This is a genomic window from Streptomyces sp. NPDC054883 (assembly GCF_053610645.1).
The window spans coordinates 56,354-72,793 of record NZ_JBSGYT010000026.1 but is presented as its reverse complement, the minus strand read 5'-3'; the positions used below and the strand labels follow the sequence as shown (position 1 = coordinate 72,793).

General features: G+C 71.8%; 13 protein-coding genes. 8 read left to right on the top strand and 5 right to left on the bottom strand.

Annotated elements, in window-relative coordinates:
* Window positions 1-10 precede the first annotated feature (10 nt).
* The 3 genes from ACWGH1_RS20275 to ACWGH1_RS20265 all read left to right on the top strand — a co-directional run bounded on the left by ACWGH1_RS20275 (window position 11) and on the right by ACWGH1_RS20265 (window position 4,451).
* Entirely contained in the window at window positions 11-1,492 is a 1,482-nt protein-coding gene (locus ACWGH1_RS20275; protein WP_453408874.1) for a cytochrome ubiquinol oxidase subunit I, read from the top strand.
* Entirely contained in the window at window positions 1,492-2,544 is a 1,053-nt protein-coding gene (locus ACWGH1_RS20270; RefSeq protein ID WP_453354992.1) for a cytochrome d ubiquinol oxidase subunit II, read from the top strand. The genes ACWGH1_RS20275 and ACWGH1_RS20270 overlap by 1 nt, the downstream gene beginning before the upstream one ends.
* Before the next feature lie 113 nt (window positions 2,545-2,657).
* On the top strand, window positions 2,658-4,451 hold the full coding sequence (locus ACWGH1_RS20265) for a cation:proton antiporter (RefSeq protein WP_453354991.1): 1,794 nt from the start codon (window positions 2,658-2,660) through the stop codon (window positions 4,449-4,451).
* 6 nt (window positions 4,452-4,457) lie between these two features.
* Here ACWGH1_RS20265 and ACWGH1_RS20260 read toward each other — a convergent pair whose 3' ends face one another.
* A complete protein-coding gene (locus ACWGH1_RS20260) occupies window positions 4,458-6,299 on the bottom strand; it encodes a glycoside hydrolase family 15 protein (protein ID WP_453408873.1) in 1,842 nt (613 codons plus the stop codon).
* 201 nt (window positions 6,300-6,500) lie between these two features.
* Between ACWGH1_RS20260 and ACWGH1_RS20255 the strand changes: the two genes are divergently transcribed.
* The 3 genes from ACWGH1_RS20255 to ACWGH1_RS20245 all read left to right on the top strand — a co-directional run bounded on the left by ACWGH1_RS20255 (window position 6,501) and on the right by ACWGH1_RS20245 (window position 8,666).
* Window positions 6,501-6,623, top strand: a complete 123-nt coding sequence (locus ACWGH1_RS20255; RefSeq protein ID WP_453354989.1) for a hypothetical protein — start codon at window positions 6,501-6,503, stop codon at window positions 6,621-6,623.
* Between the two features lie 11 nt (window positions 6,624-6,634).
* A complete protein-coding gene (locus ACWGH1_RS20250; protein WP_453354988.1) occupies window positions 6,635-7,339 on the top strand; it encodes a DUF2254 family protein in 705 nt (234 codons plus the stop codon).
* A gap of 241 nt (window positions 7,340-7,580) precedes the next feature.
* Complete coding sequence (locus ACWGH1_RS20245) at window positions 7,581-8,666, top strand: CorA family divalent cation transporter (RefSeq protein ID WP_453408872.1); 1,086 nt, start codon at window positions 7,581-7,583, stop codon at window positions 8,664-8,666.
* 332 nt (window positions 8,667-8,998) lie between these two features.
* On the opposite strand, the gene ACWGH1_RS20240 is transcribed toward ACWGH1_RS20245, so the two are convergent.
* Window positions 8,999-10,330: a YhgE/Pip family protein gene (locus ACWGH1_RS20240; RefSeq protein ID WP_453357353.1), complete on the bottom strand. Its 1,332-nt coding sequence runs from the start codon at window positions 10,328-10,330 to the stop codon at window positions 8,999-9,001.
* Window positions 10,331-10,466: 136 nt separating this feature from the next.
* Between ACWGH1_RS20240 and ACWGH1_RS20235 the strand changes: the two genes are divergently transcribed.
* Entirely contained in the window at window positions 10,467-11,120 is a 654-nt protein-coding gene (locus tag ACWGH1_RS20235; RefSeq protein ID WP_453357354.1) for a MerR family transcriptional regulator, read from the top strand.
* Between the two features lie 77 nt (window positions 11,121-11,197).
* Here the strand turns inward: ACWGH1_RS20235 and ACWGH1_RS20230 are convergent, their stop codons facing one another.
* Entirely contained in the window at window positions 11,198-11,950 is a 753-nt protein-coding gene (locus ACWGH1_RS20230) for a maleylpyruvate isomerase family mycothiol-dependent enzyme (protein WP_453408871.1), read from the bottom strand.
* A 126-nt stretch (window positions 11,951-12,076) separates the two neighbouring features.
* Window positions 12,077-12,664 (bottom strand): TetR/AcrR family transcriptional regulator, encoded by a 588-nt coding sequence (locus ACWGH1_RS20225; RefSeq protein ID WP_453408870.1) that lies wholly within the window; start codon window positions 12,662-12,664, stop codon window positions 12,077-12,079.
* Between the two features lie 166 nt (window positions 12,665-12,830).
* On the opposite strand from ACWGH1_RS20225, the gene ACWGH1_RS20220 reads away from it, so the two are divergent.
* On the top strand, window positions 12,831-13,796 hold the full coding sequence (locus ACWGH1_RS20220) for an alpha/beta hydrolase family protein (protein WP_453356188.1): 966 nt from the start codon (window positions 12,831-12,833) through the stop codon (window positions 13,794-13,796).
* 44 nt (window positions 13,797-13,840) lie between these two features.
* Here ACWGH1_RS20220 and ACWGH1_RS20215 read toward each other — a convergent pair whose 3' ends face one another.
* Window positions 13,841-16,267 (bottom strand): helix-turn-helix domain-containing protein, encoded by a 2,427-nt coding sequence (locus ACWGH1_RS20215; RefSeq protein ID WP_453356187.1) that lies wholly within the window; start codon window positions 16,265-16,267, stop codon window positions 13,841-13,843.
* Window positions 16,268-16,440: the final 173 nt, after the last annotated feature.

Genomic DNA, 16,440 nt, shown 5'->3' with positions numbered 1-16,440 from the left:
AAAGGAACGTATGCACACCACGGTGCATCTGCTGGCGGACGGCCCCGCCCAACTGCTCCCGGCCAGGGAGCTCATGGCCTTCACCCTCGGCTCCCACATCGTCCTGGTACCGATGGGAGTGGCGCTGCCGCTCATCACCCTCGTCATGCACTACCGCGGCCTGCGCCGGGGCGACGCCACGGCCCTGCTGCTGGCCCGGCGCTGGTCGGCGGTGATGGCCGTGCAGTTCGCGATCGGCGTCGTCACCGGCACCGTGCTGTCGTTCGAGTTCGGCCTGCTCTGGCCGGGGCTGATGGGCCGGTGGGGCGACGTCTTCGGCATCGGGTTCGGCGTCGAGGCCTGGGCGTTCTTCCTCGAAGCGGTGCTCATCGCCATCTACCTGTACGGCTGGCGCAGACTGAACCCCCGCACCCACTTCCTGCTCGGGCTCCCGCTGCCGGCCACCGCACTGCTCGGGGCCTTCGGCATCCTGGCCGCCAACTCGTGGATGAACACCCCCCAGGGGTTCACGCTCGACGCCCAGGGCAAGCCGGTGGACGTCGACGTGTGGAAGGCCCTCTTCACCCCGATGTTCGGCCCCCAGTACTGGCACTTCGTGGTCGCGATGCTGGTGACGGCGGGCTACGTGGTGGCCGGCGTCTACGCCGTCGGATGGCTGCGCGGCCGCCGTGACCACTATCACCGGCTCGGCTTCGCGGTCCCCTTCACCCTCGCCGCCGTGACCACTCCGGTGCAGTTCTTCCTGGGGGACTCGATCGCCCGGCAGGTCTTCCACAAGCAGCCCGTGAAGTTCGCGGCCATGGAGATCGTCTGGAACACCGACACGCACGTTCCGGAATACCTGTTCGGCCGGCTCCACCCGGACGGCACCATCTCCGGCGGCATCAAGATCCCCCAGTTCGACTCCATCCTGGCCGGGTTCAGCCGGGACACCCAGGTCACCGGGTTGACCTCGGTACCGGCGGCCGACCGGCCGAACGCCACCCAGGCCACCATCGCCCACTGGGCCTTCGACCTCATGGTCGGGATCGGCAGCCTCCTCGTACTGCTCGCCCTGGTGTACGGGCTGGTCTGGCTCCGCCACCGCCGGCTGCCCCGCTCCAAGTGGTTCTATGCCGGCGCCGCCTGCGCCGGCGCGGCCTCCGTGGTCGCCGTCGAAGCGGGCTGGGTCACGGCCGAAGTGGGCCGCCAGCCCTGGATCGTGTACGAGAACATGCGCGTCGCCGAGGCCGTCACGTCGACCCGCTCCGCCAGCCTCTGGACCATGTTCGGCCTGGTGATCGTCCTGTATGCGTGCGTTTTCGCGGCGTTCCTCGTCGTCCTGCTGAGGATGCGCGACCGCTGGCGCCTGGCCGACGAAACGACGGACGAGCGGCCGCTGGAGGCACCGGAGTCCGCCACCCCCTACGGGCCGCGCCCTGCGGCCCCGGCCGGCGGCGCCCGGTCCCCGGGGGACGGGGGCGCCGGGTCGCCGGGGGGCGGTGAACGGTGATGGCGGACGTCGTCGCCTTCGTGCTGCTGCTCGCCGTGGTCGCGTACGCCTGCGCGGGCGGAACCGACTACGGGGCCGGCTTCTGGGACCTCACCGCCGGCGGAGCCGAGCGCGGCAAACGCCCCAGATGGCTGATCGACCACGCCATGGCACCCGTGTGGGAGGTCAACAACGTCTGGCTGGTCTTCGTGCTGATCATCATGTGGACCGGGTTCCCGGTGCTGTTCCAGACCGTGTTCACCGCGTTGTGGCTCCCGCTCGCCCTGGCCGCCCTCGGCATGGTCCTGCGCGGCGCCGGATTCGCCCTGCGCAAACCCTCCCGCCGGCTGGCCCGGCGGCGCCTGTACGGCGCCGTCTTCGCCATCGCCTCCCTGCTCACCCCGTTCTTCCTCGGGGCCGCCGTCGGCGCCATCGCCTCCGGCCGGATCGCGCCGGGCACCGAGGCCTCGGCGGACGCGTGGGCGGGCCCCGCGTCCCTCCTGTTCGGACTCCTCACCATCGCGACGACCGCACTGCTCGGCGCCGTGTTCCTGAGCGCCGACGCCACCCGCTTCGACACACCCGACCTCGTCGGCTACTTCCGGCTGCGCGCCCTCGTCGCTCTCGTCGCGGTCGCCATGACGGCCGTCGGCGTACTCCTCGTCACCCGGACCGAAGCCCCCCACGTCTGGCACGGACTCACCCACGGCGCGGGACTCGCCCTCGTGATCGTGTCCGCGGCGTTCTTCGTCGCCACCGGGCTGCTCGTACAGCGGGGCAGGGTCCACTGGGCCCGGTTCAGCTGCGTCGGCACCGTCGGCGCGGCCGTCTTCGCCTGGGGGCTGGCCCAGCGCCCCTACCTCATCCCCACGTCCCTGTCTGTGGCGGACGCCGCGGGCGATCCGCAGACCCTGACCTGGCTGCTGGTGGTCAGCCTCGTGGCCCTGGTGCTCGTCGCCCCGGCCGTCTTCTTCCTCTACTGGATGGACACGCACGGCGAGCTGGAGTCCCTGGCCGAATCCGACCTGCGGCGGACCGGCCCGGCGCGGGGCGACGCCGCCGACGGCGACTGACCTCACGGCGCCCAACGGTGGCCGCTCGGGCGGATCCGCCGACGGCATCGCTGGCCGCCCGCGCAACCCCGTCGAGTCCCCGTCGCGCCCGTGGGGCGAGGAAGGAACCCGCTGTGAGCGAGGACGACATCCTCCTCGGCATCGCCCTGGTCGTGGCCCTGGCCACCGCCTGCCAGATCCTCGCCGGCAAGATGCGCGTCCCCGCCCTGATCCTGCTGCTGCCGGCCGGCTTCGCCGCGGGCGCCCTCACCGACGTCATCCACCCGGACCAGCTGGTCGGGGAGGACTTCTCGGCCCTGGTGTCCCTGTCCGTGGCGGTGATCCTCTACGACGCCGGTCTCGGCCTGGACCTGCGCAACCTCACCGGCCAGACCCGCGCGGTCGTGGGCAGGCTGCTGCTCTTCGGCGTGGGCTTCACCTTCTTCGCCGTGTGCGCCGTCGGGCCGGCCCTGTTCGGCATGTCGCTCAGGGTGGCGGCGATGGTGGGCATGATCCTCGTCGTATCGGGGCCCACGGTGGTGGGGCCGCTGCTCCACTACGTGCGGCCGACGGACAAGGTACGGCGCCTGCTGATCTGGGAAGGGACACTGACCGACCCGATCGGTGCCATTCTGGGAGCCGTCGTCTTCCACGCCGTCGCCACCACCAGCCGCGTCGACCTCGGGCGTGGCTACCAGATCGGCCAGTTCCTCATCAGCATGGCCGTCGGCCTGGCCGGCGGCGCCGTGGGGTTCGCGCTGCTGTGGCTGACCCTGCGCGTGCTCCGGCTCGGCGAGGCGCTCGGCACGCTGGCGCAGCTGGCCACGGTGATCGCCGTATCGGCAGGATGCGACATCGTCCGTGACGACACCGGGCTCATCGCCGCGATCGTCACCGGGATGGCCGCGGCCAACATGCGGGGCTTCGGCATGCCCGCCCGCCGGCCCTTCTTCGAGACCCTGGTCCAGCTGATCATCGGGCTGCTGTTCATCTCGATCTCCGCGAGCGTCACCCCGGCCTCCCTGAAGCCCGTGCTCCTTCCCACGCTCGTCCTCGTCGCGGTCCTCGTCCTCGTGGTGCGGCCGCTGGTGGCCCTCGCCGCCACTTGGGGCAAGGACATGACCCGCGGGGAACGGGCCTTCACGGGATGGATGGCCCCGCGCGGCATCGTCGCCGCCTCCACCGCGGCCGCCTTCGCCGCGTCCCTCGTCGAACTGGGGCTGCGCGGCGCCCCGAAGATCCTGCCCGTCACCTTCCTGGTGATCGTCTCGACGGTCGTGCTGTACGCCCTGACCGCCGCCCCGGTGGCCCGGGGCCTCGGTGTCGCCAGGCCGAACCGCAGCCGGCCCCTGCTGGTGGGCGGGGCACCGTGGGCGGTCGCACTGGCAAGCGCCCTGCGGTCGACGGGACTCGACGTGCAGATGTGGGCAGGGCTGGACGAGGAGCGTGAACGGATCAAGGACGCCGGGATCCAACTGGCCCGTGGCGACCTGCTGGCGACGGCCACCAACCCGAGGGCGCGGCTGGAAGGGGTCAATGCGGTGTTCCTGCTGACGGACGACGACGACTTCAACGCGCTCGCCTCGGTGCTGGTCGAAGACAACGTCGAGGGGCCCGTCTACCGGGTGGGACCGCCGCACGAGAGCCACGGCGTCGTCGCGCCCTACACGGGCGGCGCCGTCCTGTTCGGCGGTTCACTCGTCCGGCACGTCCTCGCGGCGCGGTACGAACAAGGCGCCCGGTTCCTCGTACAGCCGGCGTCCCGTCCGCTCCCCCCGGAACACGAACCGCTGTTCGTGGTCCGGGACGACGGCCGGCTGGAGCCGTTCGACGGCACCCGGGCCGTGGTCCCGCAAGCGGGTGACCTGATCGTGCTGCTCGGCCCGGCACCGCCCGGAGCTCCTCCCGCCGCGGGGGAGACGGCTTAGGGGCCCCTAGTCCTGCTGCATGCGGTTCAAGGTGTCGTCCAGTGTGATGGCCGCGTCGATGAGCGCCAGGTGGGTGAACGCCTGCGGGAAGTTGCCGAGCTGCCGTCCCGTCAGCCCGATCTCTTCCGAGTACAGGCCGAGGTGGTTGGCGTACGTCATCATCTTCTCCAGTACGAGCCTGGCCTGATCGGTCCGCCCGGCCCGGGCGAGGGCGTCGACGTACATGAAGGTGCACAGCGAGAAGGTCCCTTCGGAGCCGCGCAGGCCGTCGGGCGACGCTTCGGGGTTGTAGCGGTAGACCAGGCTGTCGGTGACCAGCTCCCGGTCCATGGCGTCCAGGGTCGAGGTCCACATCGGGTCGTCGGGGGTGATGAAACCCACCGTCGGCATGCGCAGCAGCGACGAGTCGAGCACGTCGCTCCCGTAGTGCTGGACGAACGCCTTGCGCGCCGGGTCCCAGCCCTTGGCCAGGATCTGCTCGTAGATGCCGTCGCGCTCGGCGGCCCAGCGGCCGCTCTCCGCCGGCCGGCCGTGGGCGACCGAGAGCCGCAGCGCGCGGTCGAACGCGACCCAGGACATCACGCGGCCGTAGGTGAAGTGCTGGCGTCCGCCGCGGGTCTCCCACAGCCCTTCACCGGCCTGGTCCCAGTGGTCCACCAGCCATTCGAGCAGGGCGCGCAGCGACGCCCAGCCCTGGATGTCGAGGTGGATGCCGTGCTGGTGGGCGAAGGACATGCTGTCCAGTGCCTCGCCGTAGATGTCCAGCTGCAACTGGGTCGCCGCGCCGTTGCCGATGCGCACCGGCGAGGATCCCTGGTACCCCTCCCAGTGCTCCAGGGTCTCTTCGTAGAGGTCGGAGGAACCGTCCACCCGGTACATGATGTTCAGCGGCCCGGTGTCGGTGTCGCGGCCGGCCTTCTCCTTCACGCGGTCACTCAGCCAGCCGATGAACGCCCTCGCCTCGTCCGTGAACCCCAGCCCCAGCAGGGCGTACACGGAGAAGGACGCGTCCCGGATCCAGGTGAACCGGTAGTCCCAGTTCCGCTCACCGCCCAGCTGCTCCGGCAGGCCCGCCGTGGGGGCCGCCACCAGGGCGCCGCTGGGTGCGTACGTCATCAGCTTCAGCGTCACGGCCGAGCGCTCCACCGTCTCGCGCCACCGGCCCGTGTACCGGGACTGGCGCAGCCACGACCGCCAGTAGCCCCTGGTCTCGGCGAAGAGCTCCTGGAACTCGGTGACGCGGATCTCGCGCGGCGGGCCCGCCGCGGCCGACTCCATCACCAGGCCCCGCTGCTGGCCGGCTTCGAGTGCGAGCTCGACCCGCAGGTCGTGATCTCCGGTGAGACCGTGCACCCGTCGTTCGTCCTCCGGTTCCCGCACCACGCTGAGGGTGAGTTCCAGGCCGTCCGAGGTGAATACGGCCCCGTTCTCGGTGATCTGCAGCGAGTGGGTCTTGCGGCCGTAGTCGAACCGGGGGGCGATCTCGACCTGGAACGTCATGCTGCCGCGTACGCATCGGAGCATGCGGACCAGGCGGTGGCGGTCGGTGGCCGTTCCCCCCGTCACCGGCATGAAGTCGACGACTTCGCCCGCACCGGACTCGGTCATGAAGCGCGTCACGAGAATCGCGGTGTCGGGCAGATACAACTGCTTGGTGGTATAGGCGTCTTCCGCGGGTCGGACCGAGAAATGGCCGCCCTTCTCCCAGTCGAGAAGGGCCCCGAAGACGCTGGGGGAGTCGAAACGCGGACAGCAGAACCAGTCGATCGTTCCGTCCGTGGTCACCAGGGCCGCGGTCTGCAGATCACCGATCAGGCCATGGTCTTCGATCAGTGGATAGTCAGCCATGGGAGAACCCCTTCGGACGCCACCCAGTCAGCTTAAGTGCGGAATTCCGCACGAGCCCGTCGAACGGGCTCCTCCTGCGGGCGCCGGTAGGCGGCTCTACCATGGGCCACGCATGAACTGGACGGTCGGGACCGCTTCGGACTGCCGAATCTCGGTGTCCTCGTCATCCAGCAGGCGACGGGCACGTCGTCGCCGCGCTACATGCCCCTTTGGTACCGCGACCGACTGCAGAAGGCAGTGCCGGCCACGTTCACGGGCACCTTCGCGTACGCCTTCTCCCTGCTGCGCAAGATCGAATCGGACTCCGTTCCGGACCTGGGGTGACCCTGTCCGGCGTGGCCGTCTCGGTCAGCCTCATGCTCCTGCTCATCTACCTCAACCGGTTCACCCACAACCTGCGGCCCGTGGCCATCGCCGACCTGGTGGGGCGGCGCGAGAAGGTGGTGAGCACCGGAGCGGAGCACATCCGCCGCTCCGCGGCGCCCGACGGGGCCGCGCCGCCGCCGGCCGGACCGGTGAGCCGCATCCGGTGCGAACGGGGCGGCGTATTCCAGGCGTTCGACGCGGCAGGACTGATCGCCGCAGCCGTCCGCCACGACTGCGTCCTCGTACTGGCCCACCAGGTCGGTGACTTCGTACCGTCCGGCACCACCCTCGTGGAGGCCCACGGCCGGGCGCGGCCCGACCACCGGCGCGTGACGGGACTCGTCGCCCCCGGCTCCGCGGCCGGTACGTGCTCGTCGATGCCCAGGGCCGGCCGCGGCTGGTGGTGCCGGGGCGCGGCTGGGAGGACTACCTGCAACTGGCCGTCACCGAGACCCGCGAGTACGGGGTCACCTCCTACCAGCTGTGCAGGCGGCTGCGCGCGATGCTGGAGGACCTGCTCGAAACCCGGCCGGCCGAACGTCTGCCGGCGGTACGCGCGGAACTCACCCTCCGACGAGTCCGTCCGGCGGACGTTCACCGACCCCGCCCGCCGTGCCCGGGCGCAGACGGCCGACCGGCAGGCCATCGGGGGCGGCCGGCATCCGGGGCCCTGACTCCTGCGCGAGTGCGACGCCCGCGTCCCGCCCGCGCGGGAACCGGGTGATGTCGTCAGCGGGTCCGCGAGCCCGGCGGCCGCCGCCGCCACCCGCGCGACCTGCGGTGGTAGCGTGCCGGACGTTGCGCCTCAGGGGCTGAGGTGTCTCGCGTTGCTCGCGGAGCACGGCCGGGCGGAGCAAGCGGGAAGCCGGGGCGTCCCGCTTCCCGGCGGCACATTGTCATCCTGGGTGAGGCGCGATGATCGTATCGGTGGTGTCGGTGCCGGAAGGCGTCGCCACTCGCACGGAGCTGTCCGAGGCCCGGGAGCGTCTGGCGAGCCCTGACCTCGTGATCGTGGACATCGACCAGGGCGAGAACCCCCCGCCCGATGAGCCCGGGCAGCCCCTGTCCCGCCGGCTCGGACTGACCGGTCAGGGCTGGGAGTGGCTCGGCAGACGGCACGAGCCCGTACGGGCCGAATACCACGAGGGCGCCGTCGGGTGCGTCGTGCCGGTGGTCGAGGGCACGGGCATCACCCACCTCCACATCCTCGCCAGCGACCAGCACCTCATCACCATTCACCAGGGGCCCGTGGAACTGATCGAGTCCTTCTTCGAGCGCCTGCCCCAGGACCGGCCCACGGACGGGGCGCTCATGGCGTTCCTCTTCATGCACGGAGTGATGGAGGGATTTCGCCGCACCGCCGCCCGGACACTGCTGGAGGTGGAGGATCTCGAGGAGGAGATGTTCGAGGGGCGGCAGCCGGAGCACGTGCACCGCCTGGCGCGCCTGCGACGGCGCGCCGCACAGCTGCACCGCGCGTTCCTTCCCTACGCCGCGGTCGCCCAGGAGTTCCTGACGCACCGCAGGATGGCCAACCGCGAGATCTCCGAGGAATGGCGGGCGCTCAACCTCAAGCACGAGCGCACCGTGCAGTTGGTGATGATGGAGATCGATTCCCTGCGGGACGAGACCCGGCGGGCCGCGGACACCTACGCCTCGCTCGTCGCCGACCAGCAGAACCTCGTGATCAACAAACTCGCCATCGCCTCGGTGATCTTCCTGCCGCTGTCGTTCCTGACCGGGTTCTTCGGCATGAACTTCACCTACCTGACCAACGCCCTGACGAGCGAGTGGTCCTTCGTGACGCTGGGCGTCTGCATGCAGGTGTGCGCCCTGCTCGTGGCGATCTACTTCGTGCTGTACCGCACGCACTGGCGCCAGCTCCGCGACGGCCCGCCGCGCGCGCTCGACGCGGACGCCGACTTCCCGGACCGGCCGGAGCGCCCGACGCGCCGGCTGGGCCGCATCCCGAGAAGACCGTCCGGCCGCCCCTCCCGCTGACCCACCCGAGCCCCCGTCGCCGCCGCCCCGCCCCGCAGCGCTCGCGTGCTGAACTGAGGCGCCTGCGGCCCGATCGGTCACCGGCCGATGGTGTTCATCAGGATGATCGCCATGAGATCGGCGAGGATGACGGCGACGACGCCGACGATCGCGGCCCAGGCCCTCTGCGACTCGTCCAAGTTCATGCGTCGCCTCCGGCTCGGGTGTGCGGTGGCCGGTCTGCGGACGCGGGCACACCGGCCTTCCGCCATGATGGCCCCGCACCGCTGCGCGCACATCTCGGAGCCGGGCGCCGTACGGCCGCCACGGCATCCCGTGGCGGCCCGGTCGGATCAGGCCGTGGCGGGCGCCGCCGCCTCGGCCGGCTCCGTGGGCTCGGGGGTCCCGGTGCCGGGCAGGGGGACGCGGTGCAGCCCCCTGCGGTCGTAGAGGCGGGTCACGGCGAAGCCGAAGACCAGGGCGGCCACCAGGGCGACACCCATCGCGGCCCACGCCCGGCTCAGGCCGGCGTCGGCCTGGGCTCCGTAATAGAGCAACGAGCGCAGCCCCTCGGTGATCTGGCGCAGCGGCTCGAACTCGGAGAGGGCGCGGAAGAACCCGGGCAGCGCCTGTACGGGCACGGTGGCGCCGGAGGAGGGGACGGCCATCGCGACGAAGACGATGGTGGCCAGCAGCATGCCGGGGGTGCCGAAGGCGGCGAACAGGGCCAGGCTGCCGATGCCGACGACCCCGATGGTGGCGACCGAGTAGAGCCACAGCAGGCCGAGGTGGGAGGCGTCCATGTCGAGGATGCCGACGGTGGCGACCTCGACCAGGGTGCCCATGACCACTGACAGTCCGAGCATGAGCGCCATGCCGATGGCCAGGGTGCGGACGCGACTGGTGTGCTGGACGGGTTCCCGCTTGCGGATCGGCCCGAAATCGGTGTGCAGGTAGCCGAGGGCGGTGTCGACCTGGGAGTTGACGACGTTGGCGCCGAGCATGCCGCAGACGACGAGGACCAGCGCGTAGTAGAAGGCGCTCAGGCCCATGGCGCTGCGGGAGCCGAGCGGGTGGCCGTCGGCGACGTTCACGGTCACCGGGTCGGCCAGCTTGAGCTGGGCGGCCGTCGGGAGCGGCGCCTTCTGGGCCGCGGCCTGCTTGAGCAGTTCCTGGCCGAGCTGGGCGGAGGCGGCGTGGGCGGCCTTCTGGGCGGCCTGGGAGGACATGGAGGAGCCGATGCTGCCGGCCGACTGGTTGGTCAGCACGGTCAGGGTCGGCGGCGCCGGCCGGCCCTGGGGCGCGGGCTGCGGAGCGGTGAGCGCGGTCACCGTGGCGGAGAAGTCCTTCGGGATGACGAGGGCGCCGAAGACCTTGCCCCGGCCCAGCCGCTTGTCGGCCTCCGCGCGGCTGACGACCTGCCAGTCGATGCTCTTCTCGCCCTTGGCGGCCTGCTGGATCCCCGCGACGACCTGCTCGCCGAGGTTGATGCGGCGGCCGCCCGCGTCGGCGCCGCTGTCGGTGTTGACCAGGGCCACGGGCAGATCTCGCAGGTTGCCCCTGGGGTTGACGTTGCCGCCCACGTAGAGCAGGGCGAACAACATCGAGACCACTGCGGCGATGAGTCCCGTCCCGATCCACAACTGGGGTCGGCGGAGCACGGAGGGGGGAGTGGGATGAGGCATCGATTCTCCGGTGCAGGCTGCGTTCCTGAACTGGATACTTATGGTATCCAGTACTGGATAGTGGCAGTATCTTGTTGTGGTGTCCAATCGCGAGCGCGATCGCGGATCCGGACCGAGGGACCAGCAGGGAAGCCGTATGAAGATCTCGGAGCTCAGCCGGCGGACCGGTGTGCCGGTCGCCAGCATCAAGTACTTCCTGCGGCAGGGCCTGCTGCCCGCGGGGCGGGCGACCGCCGCGACCCTGGCCGAGTACGGGGAGGAGCACGTGCAGCGGCTGCGGCTGATCAAGGCGCTGACCACGCTCGGCGGCCTGTCCATCGCCGCCACCCGCGAGGTGCTCGGGGCGGTGGACCAGGCCGACAGTTCCGAGGGCGCCCTCGGGGCGGTCAGCTACGCCCTCCCGGTGCCGGTGGCGGCGCAGCGGGCCGCGGGACACGAGGAGGAGGCGGTGGCCGAAGCGGCCGCCGGGGCCGAGGTGGCGGAGCTGCTCGCGGCCCTGGACTGGCAGGCGCCGGGCACGTCACCGCACGTACAGGGGCTGACGGCGGCGCTGAAGGAGCTGCGGCGACTGGACGCGCAGTACGGGCCCGGCGAGCTGGCCGCCTACGCGCGGCTCGCCGAGTCGGTGGCCCGGCTTGACCTGGGGCGCGCGGCCGGCCTCGACGACCCGGTGGAGCTGGCCGAGCGGGCGGTCATCGTCTTCGCGATCTGCGCCCCGGTGTTCGAGCTGCTGCGCCGGCTCGCCCAGGAGGACCAGGTCCGGCGCCGCGCCGCTGCCGCGGACCAGTAGTACGTGCGCACCCGCCCGGCCGGCCGCGTGCGCGCGTACCGGGTACCGACCGCCTCGCGGTGGCCGGTGGCCCGGGCCTAGAAGGCGGAGTGGGTGAACCAGTGGGTGTGCAGGTCCGGGTCGCCGGACAGCTGGAAGGCGCCGCTGCGGTGGTCGAGGCGGCCGTACAGGAGCAGCAGCAGGTCGGCGGCCGTTCCGCGGACCGTGGCATCGGCCGGGCCGGGCTCGGCCAGCAGGGCGAAGCCGTCGGGGCGCAGGCCGACCAGCCAGTCGCCGTCGCCGTCCGTGCAGGTGAAGCGGATCGTCCGGTCCGGGGCGCGCAGCTGGGTGGTCAGCGGCGCGAAGGGGGATGCGAACGGCAGGTTGGTGAGGAACTCGTCGATGCCGTCGGCCGCCGGTTCGCGGTCGATGTGCGGTGCGAGCCCGAGTGCGAGCTGGGCGTCGGCTCGGTGGACCAGGGTCTCGAACAGCATGCGCCGGACCCAGAACCGGGCGTGCTGGTCGACGCCCCAGGCCCACATCGGCGCGTCCAGGTCGGTGGCGGCGAACACCTCGGCGGCCTCGCTCGCGCTCTCGGCCAGCCAGCCGGGGAGCCCGTCCGGCTGCGCCGGCAGGCGGAGGTCCACCTCACGGCTGGCCGGCGGCTGCTGGATCCGGCGGCGGAGCAGCTCGGTGAACCAGCGGTGCACGCTGCCGACGTGCTGCGTGAGGTCCGCGAGGGTCCAGCCGGGGCAGGTCGGCACCGGGGTGGAGAGGTCGGCCGCCGCGACCGTGGCGACGAACTCGGCGGTCTCGGCTGCGACGGCGGCGCCGTGCTGGGCGGGGTTCATGTCCGACCCTTCCTCCGGTGGTGCCCAGGCGGGCGCGCGATGCTTAAGGACCTGGATAGTTTACGTCATGAAGTGATGTGCTCGTTCTGCGAGCGCCCGTCGTGCAATGGCCGCCGAGCCCGTCCGCTACTTGGACGCCAGTCCCCGCAGCAGTAGTTCGACCAGTCGTCGGGGGTCGTACCGGGGATCGCCGTCCCGCCCGATGCAGAGGTTGCCGATGCCGCGCATCAGTTCGTACGCCTGCGTACCGGCCCTGATCTCACCGGCGTCCACCGCGGCGTCGAGCAACTGGCCGCAGACGGGCACGAGGCGGTCGAGGAAGTACGTGTGCAGCGCGGCGAATCCGCTGCTGTCGGACTGCATCGCGTTGGCGAGTCCGTGCTTGGTGACCAGGAAGTCGACGAAGAGGTCGACCCATTGCCGCAGCGCTTCCAGCGGAGGCGCGGCGCTGCCCAGCAGGGCCGGGCCGGCCTCCGCGCAGGCGTCGACCTGGTGGCGGTAGACGGCGACGACCAGATCCGCCCGGTTCGGGAAGTGCCGGTAGATCGTGCCCAGCCCGACGCCGGCCCTCGCCGCGATCTCGCGGATCGGCGCGTCGATCCCGGAGGCGACGAACACCGCGGCGGCGGCGTCGAGCAGCGTCTGCCGGTTGCGCAGCGCGTCGGCCCGCTTGCCCCGGGCCGACGGCCCTCCTGACTCCCTCGCTGTGGGCACCACGCTCTCCTCCGGCCGTCGTTGACAAAGCGGAACAGTGTTCCGTAACTTTAACGGAACAACGTTCCGCTTCGATTCTAGCCGAAGCGCGCCACCCAACCGCCTCATGCGCCGCCGGCCACAGCAAGAAACCGGCAGCAGGGGCCACGGAAGGGAAATATGCGTCATGAGTGACTCGATCCACACCACCGCCACCGCCACCGCCACCGCATCCACCCCCGTCCTCTCGGTCGGCCCGGTCACCCTGCGGGCCCCCGGCCGGGCCGTGGACCTCCAGGTGCGCACCTCCATGCCCGTCACCGGGAGCGACCTGCCCGTCATCCTCCTCTCGCACGGACAGGGTTTCTCGAACAACCTCTCCTCCTTGAACGGATACGCCCCCCTCGTCAACTCCTGGGCGGCGCAGGGCTTCGTGGTGATCCAGCCCACCCACCTCAGCTCGACCACCCTGAACCTCGGCCCGGACACCCCCGGGGCGCCGTTGTTCTGGCGTTCGCGGGCCGAGGACATGAAGCTCGTCCTCGACCGGCTCGACCTGATCGAAGCCGCCGTGCCGCAGCTCTCCGGCCGACTGGACCGCAGCAAGATCGCCGTTGCCGGGCACTCCATGGGCGGGCACACCGCGAGCCTGCTCCTGGGCGCCAGGCTCACCGATCCGCACGACGGAACGGAAGTGAACCTGACCGAACCCCGGATCCGGGCCGGCGTGCTGCTCGCCGCGCCCGGCAGCGGGGGCGGCTCCCTCACGGAATTCGTGGCGGAGAACTATCCGTTCCTCTCGACCACGGACTTCTCCACGATGACGACACCCGCGCTCGTGGTCGCGGGCGACAAGGACTCCTCCACCCATCTGACGGTCCGCGGCCCGGCCTGGCACACCGATCCGTACGCCCTCGCCCCGGCCCCCAAGTCCCTGCTCACCCTGTTCGACGCGGAGCACGGGCTCGGCGGGATCTCCGGATACGACGTCGCCGAGACCACGGACGAGAACCCCGCCCGGGTAGCCGCGGTCGGGCAGCTCACCGGTGCCTACCTCCGCACCGCGCTCCATGCCGGGGACTCCTCCTGGCAGGCAGCGCGTGCCGCGCTGACGGCCGGCTCCGACCCGCTCGGACGGGTCGAGTCCAAGTAGGCGGACCGGGCCCGCCGTGACACGGCCGCGCGGCCGGGCGGTCCTCAGTCGGCGGACGCCGTGGCCAGGTGGCGTTGGAGGCGTGCGTGGCGGAACTGGTAGACGGCGCCGACCTGGCGCAGGACACCGCGGCGGTAGGCGTCGTCGAGGAAGGCGACGACCGCCCAGGGGAGGCGGCCGGTGAGGGGCAGCCAGATACGGGCGAGGAGCACCCACTGACCCCATGCCGTGAACGCCAGTGCGTACGAGAGCGCGCCCGCCAGGCCGCCGACGGCGCCGAGCGCGAGGCCGTCGGCCATGGGCCACGTGAGGGGACCGAGGACTCCCTGCAGGAGTTCGGTGATCAGCCGGCCGCCGAAAGCGATCACCAAGGTGAGCATGGGCACCAGGAACAGGGTCTGGCGCACCACGATGCTGCGGTTGACGGCCAGCAGGTCCACCGGGGTGGCGGCGGAGCCGAGATCGAGGGGGACCTCCAGGGTCGCGACGAGCCCGAGCACCAGGCCTCCCGCCAACCCGAAAACGAGCCCGTACACCAACGAGTTGACGAGCGTCGCCTCCATCACCACGGCGTTGACCGTCAAACGGCCGTTGGTCAGGAGGGCTCCGGTGGTGAAGCCGAGCCCGCAGCCGACGCCCATGACGAAGCCGCCCAGCAGTCCGGCCGAGAACAGCGTGGCGAACCTGCGCGCGGCCGGGCCGTCGGCGGCTCCAGACCGGCGGCCGCGGCCGGGCAGGCGCATCCGTACCCGGGACGGCTCGAAGGCCCTGATCCGGAACGCGCACAGGAGTCCGTAGACCAGTCCGAAGGCGAGCCCGACGGCAGGGCCGAACAGCAGCGCGTCCAGCAGGCCCGCGCCCAGCGCGAACGCGGCACTGTGACCGGCGGCCAGGTTCTTGGCCGGGAAGACCAGCCAGTCGGCGATACCGGTGACCAGCGAGCAGGCGAGGACGACGGCCACGACCCGCGAGGACAGCCGCAGGGAGTCGCGCAGCTGCCACCACGCCAGGTCCTGGCGTTCGCGCTGCCCCGGCCGGTCCAGGTGCCCCGCGAGGTGGCCCAGGTAGTGCCGGGCGCGGTGCGGGTCCCAGGTACGGGGCCGGTACGGGGGGCGCCCACCGGGCGCGGTGACGGGGCGGCGGCGGTACACGGTCGGCACGAAGCCGGCCAGCAGATGGTCCTCCACGGACTCCGTGGTCGGGAAACGGGCCGTGTCCAGCAGCACGGCCGGGTCCCGGGCCGGGGTGTCGCTGTAGACGGTCCGGGCGAGCAGGACCATCAGCGGAGTGCTCAGCACCTTCCCGAGGTTGGCGCCGGCCCCCTCGTCCGGGGCGGTGCGCAGCCGTTCCAGGACGGGATCCCACACGGTGGGGGCCCGTCCGTCCCGGTCCGCCGGAGCGGTCGGGCGCGCGGTGCGGGGCAGGTAGTGCACCAGGTCGCGGGTGGTCAGGTCCAGGAGCTCGATGCCGGCGGCCTTGCGGAGCACCTCGACCGCCACGGCCTCGCCGAACTCCTGCGTACGGCTGCTCAGGACGAGGGGCAGTGAGCTCGTGTTCAGTTCCCGCAGGGCCGTGCCGAGGAGGCCGGTGGCCATCTCGTCCAACCCGTCGAGCACCGGCAGGATCCACCCGGCGTCCACGAGGGCGGCGGCCAGTGTCGAGCCGCCGGGGGCGCGCGCGTCGAGGTTCGGGTGATCGCGCAGCAGACGGGAGATCAGCCAGTCGCGCAGCGTGGTGAGGGTCGGATCCCAGGACCCGATGCCGAAGACCACCGGCACGGGCTCGTCCTCGGAGCGCTTGACCAGATAGTCGAGGACGAACCGCAGGACGAGGACGGTCTTGCCGGAGCCGGCCCGGCCGAGCACCAGCAGCCGTCCCGAGCGCACCCGCCGGTAGACGTCGGCGATGTCCACCGGGCCGCCGTCGAGGGACAGCGGGCCGGAGACGGTCCCGAGCGGGGTGCCGCGGATGCTCTCCCCGTGGTCCAACAGCTCCTGCGGCGCCGGGCGCCAGCGCACGGGCAGCGGGAACGGGTCGTGGATGCGGCGCTGCTCCTCCTCACGGATGCAGCGGCCGTACACATCGAGGGCCAGCGAATCGGCGGCCTCGGCCAGGGGCCCGTGCGACGGCGGCAGTGTGCCGGGCCGGGCCGGACGGGCCGGTACGGGCTCGGGGCCGATCGTTGGCCGGGGTTCTGGAATCTGCGTCGCGAGGGGGTCCTCGGCGGCACTGCCGGTGCCCCGGTGGGCGGCCAGCAGCTCCGTCCAGACGCCGTCGCGGTCGCGCCGCAACGCGTCGGCCAGCGCGTGCGCGACCTGTTTCACCGTTCCCAACCGGGCATCGGTGGGTTTGCCGGTCTCCAGCCGGTGGATGGTGCGCACCCCCAGCCGGGACCGCTCGGCCAACTGCTCCTGGGTCATCCCCGCCTCGAGCCGCAACCCGCGGAGCAACGCGCCGAACCGGTTGGTCACTTGCCTGCCTCTCACCCGCCCGTGGTCCTGCCATCCGTGACCGATGCCCCGTCAAATGCCGGGCGGAACCCCGTACGCCGGTGACCGGCCATATATGGCCGGTCGCTGACATGGTCCGCCGACCAGCACGAACACCAAGATGGGCACCGGCCGCCGCATCCGGTGCGGCGGTG